4 protein-coding genes and 1 pseudogene are annotated in these 4,890 nt (G+C 66.3%); 2 read left to right on the forward strand and 3 right to left on the reverse strand.

All coding sequences use genetic code 11. From position 1 onward, the window contains the following. Nucleotides 1–99: 99 nt before the first annotated feature. The 3 genes and pseudogenes from ACFPOB_RS12955 to ACFPOB_RS12965 form a co-directional block, all read right to left on the reverse strand. Nucleotides 100–663: pseudogene (locus tag ACFPOB_RS12955) on the reverse strand (transposase domain-containing protein); the annotation flags it as partial. 679 nt (nucleotides 664–1,342) lie between these two features. Further along, a complete protein-coding gene (locus ACFPOB_RS12960; RefSeq protein ID WP_377798885.1) occupies nucleotides 1,343–1,651 on the reverse strand; it encodes a YidB family protein in 309 nt (102 codons plus the stop codon). A 602-nt stretch (nucleotides 1,652–2,253) separates the two neighbouring features. Next, complete coding sequence (locus ACFPOB_RS12965; protein ID WP_066723706.1) at nucleotides 2,254–3,177, reverse strand: cation diffusion facilitator family transporter; 924 nt, start codon at nucleotides 3,175–3,177, stop codon at nucleotides 2,254–2,256. A 222-nt stretch (nucleotides 3,178–3,399) separates the two neighbouring features. On the opposite strand from ACFPOB_RS12965, the gene ACFPOB_RS12970 reads away from it, so the two are divergent. Together ACFPOB_RS12970 and ACFPOB_RS12975 are read left to right on the forward strand one after the other, a co-directional pair. Continuing rightward, a complete protein-coding gene (locus ACFPOB_RS12970; protein ID WP_082735141.1) occupies nucleotides 3,400–3,876 on the forward strand; it encodes a hypothetical protein in 477 nt (158 codons plus the stop codon). A 400-nt stretch (nucleotides 3,877–4,276) separates the two neighbouring features. Then, a complete protein-coding gene (locus ACFPOB_RS12975) occupies nucleotides 4,277–4,570 on the forward strand; it encodes a hypothetical protein (protein ID WP_066723709.1) in 294 nt (97 codons plus the stop codon). The last annotated feature ends 320 nt before the right edge of the window (nucleotides 4,571–4,890 follow it).

The raw sequence follows: 4,890 nt of genomic DNA on the forward strand, positions 1-4,890 counted from the left end.
CTGGTGGCCGGTCATTAATCGGAATGGTGGCCGGAGAATTATCGGAATCCCGGCCGGTCAATTATCGGAATGATGGCCGGTCGGAATCGGAATCCGCAAGCGATCCAGGTTCACGCCCTGCCGGGCATAGATCTGGGACTGCCGGTAGAGCGGGAGGTGATCGGCATATTTCGCGACCAGGACATGGGCCACCGTGGCCTCTGTCGGGATGCCGCCCTCGACGAGCCTGGCGGGCGCCGGCGCCTGGACCACGACCTCCTCGCAAGTCCGGCAGGCGTATTTCGGCCGACGCGTCACGATCACGCGGAACTGGGCGGGCACGATGTCGAGGCGTTCGGACACATCCTCGCCCATGATGTGGAGCTGCCCGCGACAGCAGGGGCAGGCCATATCCTGGATATCGACAACCTGCTCGATGCGCGGCAGGTGCGCGGGCAACGAGCCGCGGTTGGCGCGACGCTTCCCGACCCGGTCAGCGCGCTTGGCGGGATCAGCCGCTTCCTCGCCGGCGAGGCCCTCGGCCTCGATCTGCTCGGCCTCCTCGAGCCCGAGCAACAGCTGGTCGATCGGCAGGCTCTCGGCCCGACGCCCGAAGCGATGGCGCTGCAACTCCTTGATGATCTGGCGCAGCCGCTCATTCTCGGCACGCTCCGCCGCGAGCATCGCCCGAAGTGCGATCGGATCGTTGGTCACAGGTTCGGCCGCGTCGCTCACGAGACCGATTCAACCATGGATTCCAGCGGCTTGCCAGTGCTGAACGGTCAACTTGCCGCGACAGGGACGCGCGTCTCGCGCCGTTCATGCACCCGGCGCCAGTCGAGGCCTTCAAGCAACCCCTGAAGCTGCGCCGCGGTCACCAACGCGGCGCGGCACCGGCAGTTTCCACGGCCAACCCGGAGGAGTGGCGTCGCTGACCCGAGGGCGTAGCAGGCAAGGCCATCGATAGCGAGGGTGTGCTCTGCGCCAAGATGCCATCAGCGATTCTCACACAAACAATACATGCAACAGGACCGAATCACCTGTCCTCGCGGCGGAGTCCGCAGTCCTGGGAGCCGTTCGAACCGAAGGTGGAACAATGGATAATCGCAAGACAGGCTATCCTCGCGGCCATACACGGCGCAGGCTCATGGTAGAGCTGGTGATTGGGCTCGTGGTCCTCGCGGCTTTCTTCGTGGCGCTCGCATATTACCGCGGGTGGATTTGAGGTGTTCTCGAGGGGCAATGCACGGCCTTGTCGACCTGAACGATCCGGGTAAACCACTGTATCATGGCTGAGTGAGGGCTCAGTTGGATCAGGACGTTCCGCCGATCGCCCCGCCACGAACTTTGCCTGTCGGCGCCTTCAGACCCAGCGAGACGCTTCGTCTTCGGTCGGCATGCGTCCGTCAGGCGTGAGCTGGTCGATCGTGTCGGGGAGGCTTTGGCTCAGTTCTGACAGGACCTCGTCGTAGGGACGTCCCGTTTCACTTGCCAAGGACTGCAATGTGTCGCGTCCAATTGCACCTTCCAGCTCGGCCGGGCCGATGGCGCGATTGGGACCACGACCCACCCAAGAGTCGGCCGTATCGCCGTAGCCGGTCTGCTGCAGCCGCCTCATCAGGTCGCCGAGACCGCCATTCACGAGCGTGCCGGCCGCTGCGCCGCCGAGCACGCCGCCCAAACCGCCCGCAGCAGATCGCCGAGACCGCCGCCGCCTCCCGTCGGCCGCCCTGCCGCGCCGCCGAAGAGGCCGCCGAGAAGGTTCCCGAGCCCGCCGCCTCTAGGCGAGCCCGCGGTCTCGCCCGGGGGCTCGCGGCTTCCGCCCGGCGCGCGGTCTCCCGTAGCAGGCCCCGGTGGACGGCCGTCCGGTGTCCGGCCCAGCATGTCCGCAAGGCGGCCCTTGCCCTGGTAAGTCCGATAGGCGAGCAGAGCAAGCAATGCGAGCGTGAGCGGGGAAGTCCCGCCGCGGCCGGCCTGATTGCCACCGAAGATGTTGTCGAGCAAACCCACGGCTGTCGTCTCCTTGGATCACCGCAGGACAACGAGGCCCCGAAGGGAAAGTTGCAGGCCGTGCAGATTTCACGACGGCTGCTCGCGTATTCTGGCGCCGGAGAACGGCCCAGAGAAGAGACTGCCGCGGGGATTTCATCTGGTGCCCTTTGCTCTGCGGGACAGGCGATCCTCGAGCGCGTGCATCGCCATTTTCCAGACGGATCCCGCCTGCTCCGGGTCCCATAGCTCTCCGGGGTGGGAGCGGCTCGCTGCATGGCGTGATCAAACCCGCAGCACGGCCTCCTCGGCGCGCAAGGCCTCGTCCTCGACCTGGATCGTGACGTGGTCGATGTTGAAGCGCTCCTTCATGAGCTGGCGCGCGGCCCGAAGCACCATCTTCGATTCCGCCATATCGCGGACGACGACATGGCCGCTCATGGCATCGATGCCCGAGGTGATCGTCCAGACATGAAGCTCGTGCGCGGCGGTGACGCCGGGGATCTCGCGGAGGCCCGTCTCGAGAAGGCTCATGTCGACCTCGGGCGGGGTGCCTTCCATGAGGATGTGCATGGCCTGTTTCAGAAGCCGCCAGGTCCGCGGCACGATGAAGAGGCCGATCCCGGCGCCAATGATCGGGTCGGCGAGCGTCCAGCCGGTGAACATGATGACGAGGGCCGCGAGGATCACCCCGATCGAGCCCAGCATGTCGCTCAAGACCTCGAAATAGGCGCCCTGGACGTTGAGGCTCTCGGACGATCCGCCAGCGAGCAGCCGCATGCTGATTAGGTTGACGACGAGACCGACGGCCGCCACCGCCAGCATCGGCCCGGAGAGGATCTCGGGCGGGGCGAGGAAGCGCTTGTAGGCCTCGTAGAGGATGTAGACGGTCAAAAGCAGCAGCACGACGGCGTTGGCCAACGCTGAGAGGATCTCCGTCCGGAGATAACCGTACGTCTTCTGCGGGGTCGCCGGCCGCTCGGCGAATCGGATGGCCAACAGCGCAAGGGCGAGCCCGCCGGCGTCAGTGAGCATGTGGGCCGCATCGGCGAGCAGCGCCAAGCTGCCCGTGATCAGGCCCCCGATCACCTCGGCCGCCATGTAGGCGACCGTTAGACCGAACGCCCAGGCGAGGCGGCTCCGGTGACGGCTTGCGGCGGAGCCGGAGCCGGAAACTGGTGCCTGACTGTGGCCGCTGCCGCCGTGCATGAATGCCTCCTCGTATGCAAAACTACACCCCGTCAACCGACGCTGTCATGCTTCCAGGTGATCGCGCTAAAGCTCATCGAATACTCTTCGAAGCCCCCGCCGAGTCTCAAGTGGAGTGTTGCCATGAACGGTGCGTGCCGTGGAACCGGCCTTCGGGAGCTTTGCGGCAAGTTGAGCGTTGATTCGGTGCGAGGGTTCGGGGGGCTTGCGACGGAGGTAGTCATGAACAAACGAACCGGGATGATCATGGGCCTGCTCATGGGGCTTGGCGCGGCGATGCTGCCGCAAGCGGCTCTAGCGCAGCACCACGGCGGCGGTCACGGCGGCGGTCACGGAGGAGGGTTTCATGGCGGCGGCCACGGCGGCTTTGGTCATGGCTTCCGGGGAGGGCACGGCGGCTTCGGGCACCGGGCGGTTTGGGGAGGGCACGGCGGCTTCGGCGGCCACCACGTCCGGCGCCACCAGGGGCACGGGTTCTATGGGGCGGCGCCCTTCATTGCCGCCGCGGCGGGGCTCGGCGCCTATGGCCTCTACGGGTCGAGCTACTATCCCAGCGCCTACGGCTATGGATACGGCTACACCCCGGCCGTGTACGGCTATGGCTACGGACGAGGTTACGCGCCCGCCTGCGCGCTCGAGCGCCAGTGGGTTCGGACGCGCCACGGCCTGCGGCGCGCTTGGGTCGAGACCTGCTACTGAGGCCTGAGATCCGGCGAGGCTGATCGGAGCTTAGGTTGGCCCGCCACTCGACAGGCTTGCTCGGCGCCATGGTTACGACCCGCTGGTCTCTCTTTAGGCCAGCGCTCTCCCATGGCCGACAATTGCCCCGCCGTGCACAGTTGTGGGTCATCCCTCTCGCGGGCACCTCCGTGGCGAGGCCACCGTCAGCCCGCTCGCTCGCGTAACGCGCGAGGCGACGCCGCCAGGATACCCGCGATGGGTGCCAGGATGGGATGGCAGGCGCTACCCCAGACATCGCAGAATGGTCGAGCTCGCTGACCTGCTCGTGCGACGGGCCTCTTTAACACTGACCGGGTCAGCTCCCTGAACCAAAGGTTCCTGTTCTCCGCTGTCCCGGGGTGGCGGCCAGGAGAAATACATGAAGAAATTCATCTTCGCGCTTGCAACCGCGGGCGCATTGATCGGCGGTCAGCTTAGCAGCGGACGCGCCCAAGCGGCGCCTATGGGAATGCCGGACATTCGGAGCGCCGTTCACGCGTTCGGCCTCGTCGACACTGTGCAGCACGGCCCGGCCATTGGTCATCGCCCGCGGGGCTTCGGACATCGCAGCGGCATGATGCAGGGCGGCGGCGGTCATCGGGGCGGCATGATGCGGGGCGGTGGTGGCCACCGGGGCGGCATGGTGAGCGGTCGCGGCCATCGCGGCGCATGATGCAGGGGGGTGGCGGTCACGAGGGCGGCAGGGGAGGCCGCTTTTAGTCACGAATCGGCAAATCACACGGGAGCGCATTGGGTGGGGTAGGTTGCCCCGCCTTTCGACGCTCCCACCAACTGGACCGGCTATCTTCCAGTTTTGTCGCTGCATCGGACGCTTGGACCACCACGCGGTCATCTGGCCCGTCCTTGAGGTGAGCGTCGTGAGTCCGCAGCGGCAGTAAGAGCCCGTCCCGAAAGGGTTGAGCGACTGGGGCACTCGTGATTCCAAGGGGTTGTTCAGGCCATCTTGGAGCGAGCGATGTGGACCCCAGCCAC

It is taken from the genome of Allobosea eneae, from assembly GCF_042657265.1.
GTDB classification, from domain to species: Bacteria; Pseudomonadota; Alphaproteobacteria; order Rhizobiales; family Beijerinckiaceae; genus Allobosea; species Allobosea eneae.

Bases quoted from the DNA above. Each gene is read 5' to 3' on its own strand.
- ACFPOB_RS12970 (WP_082735141.1), top strand. From the start codon at position 3,400: ATGAACAAACGAACCGGGATGATCATGGGCCTGCTCATGGGGCTTGGC.
- ACFPOB_RS12965 (WP_066723706.1), bottom strand. From the start codon at position 3,177: ATGCACGGCGGCAGCGGCCACAGTCAGGCACCAGTTTCCGGCTCCGGC.
- ACFPOB_RS12975 (WP_066723709.1), top strand. From the start codon at position 4,277: ATGAAGAAATTCATCTTCGCGCTTGCAACCGCGGGCGCATTGATCGGC.